The following is a 1,914-nucleotide window of genomic DNA, read 5'->3' as shown; positions in this document are numbered from 1 at the left end:
CCCCCGTTGGTATCCGCAGCGTCGTGCCACACCAGGTTGGACCATTGGCGGGCCGGACAGTTCGGCGAAGATGAAGATCAGCGCTAATCAATAATGGGTAAGTGTCACCGACCAGGAAGAAATCGTATGACAAGTTGGCACCGATGCCAAACGCATGCGAACCTGCGTCACGTGACCGGTAACTACGAGCGACCTTGAGCGGCATCACGTCGGCAACGAACAAATCCGTGCTGGCGTCGAGGAACAAGCCTGTGGCGCAATCGACCGGATCGCCGGCGCAGCCGTCAGGTGGCGTCGGCTGATTGGGATCGCCATTACAGTCGTCGCTACCTGCGGCACTTCCGCCACCGGCGCCACATCCGCCGGGAGGCGGCCCTTCGGCCGGCGCGTTACTAGGAAGCGAGATCATTGCCCCGGTGAACTCATAGATCGCCACACCGGCATCCGGCATCACCTGCTTGCCGTTGGCTGTGACCGTTCCCTTGCCATAGACATACCATCCTTTGGACTGCGTGTCATAGTTCCAAAAATCAATTCTTGTGCCCGGCGCTGCGCCGCTGAAATTGGGATAAATCAGCTGCGCTCCTTGCATGCGGCCTATGGCGCTAGTCAGGGTTGCGCCGCCTGGCTGGATAGTGAAATAAACCGGCACACCGACGCCGGGAATCGGGAATGGCGGGCGATCCGTGGGGATGGCGGTCATGTTGATCGACGTGACGATTTTCCCCTTGCGGTCCCTGATGACCGTGCCTGCGGGAATATGCAATTCCAAGCCCGGAATCCGCGGCGAGCTGAGCACCATGTCGCGCAGCGTCGGCGAGGGCAAAGCCATATCGCCGGCGGGGTCTAGTTTAGTGCTCCAAATAGTGTAATCCAACACATTGGTTTGATGATTTTTGATGTCGACGCGCACTTGGTAGTAGCCATACCGGGCTCCTGCCTGTCCTGCACGTTGACCGTCGATCGTCAGTACTTGTACGCCGGGAGTCAAATGGTTCAACAAGAACCGGCCCGTGGCGTCGCTGCTCGTCGACAGCCCGCCTATCGTCAAGGTGACATTCGCCAACGCACGGCCGTGCAAGGTGAGCACTTGGCCTGACAGCGCGGTGTCGCCATTAGCGGCCTGCAATGGCGGTAGCTGTTGCAGCGGGCTGGCCCCGCGCCTGGCGCGCCAGTCGCCGGTGAAGTGGGATGCGTCGGGCCGCCAGGCTTCAGTGCCTTCCATGGAATCCGCGCTGGCGAGTGCTTGCCGCTCCACGGCGCCAAGCGTGCCGCGCTCAGAAAGTGCCACTGCCTGTGGCAGGGCGTGGACAGCGTCATCCGGTGATAAGGCAGGACTGGCCTGGGCTGTGCCGGCGGCATTGCTGGGCATGTTTTGCCCGGCAAGCTGCATGGTATCGAAACCAATCGCCGTGAACGCCAGCGGCTGAGCAAGGTCGTTGCTCGCGCCGCGAATGAAGAGCGTGTACCGGCTCGATGGCAATAGATCCTGTTGTGGTGTCACGAATAGCAGTACGCCTCGTTCAACTGGCACGACTTTGACTGGAACTGCACCATTCGGACCGATCAGCGTCACGCTGGCATTGTTGAGCGATGCGACCGCCACGCGCTGGGTAAAATGCACCATCAGTGGTTTGTCCACTGCGGCGTCTCTGGCCTCAGCCGCTGGCTGACTATTTTTGACGGCCGGCGCGCCGCCGGCGAACAGTGACCTGCTCAGCTCCGTGGCCTCCTCCACGCTGACGGCATTGAATCGTTGTTGGGAGAATTCGAATACGTCGCCATCCTCAAGCTTTTTTCGGTCACCGTCGACGCCTCCCCATAGCAAGACATCGGCACTCGGCAGCAGCCGGTAGTTGTCAACAAAGTTGTCGCGTCACTTCATGCAGCCAGCTTCACTAATTCAGGTTCAGC

The 1,914-nt window shown here is 60.3% G+C and carries 1 protein-coding gene; it reads right to left on the bottom strand.

Annotated features, from left to right (window positions below):
- A partial coding sequence (locus tag H7U20_RS10015) for a DUF6531 domain-containing protein (RefSeq protein WP_199759015.1) occupies positions 1-1,828 on the bottom strand: 1,828 nt, incomplete at its 3' end.
- Positions 1,829-1,914 lie beyond the last annotated feature (86 nt).

Origin of the sequence: Rugamonas violacea (assembly GCF_016461825.1) — a bacterium.
Classification (GTDB): Bacteria; Pseudomonadota; Gammaproteobacteria; order Burkholderiales; family Burkholderiaceae_D; genus Rugamonas.
The sequence above is the reverse complement of the archived record's forward strand: the minus strand, read 5'-3'. Positions and strand labels throughout refer to the sequence as shown.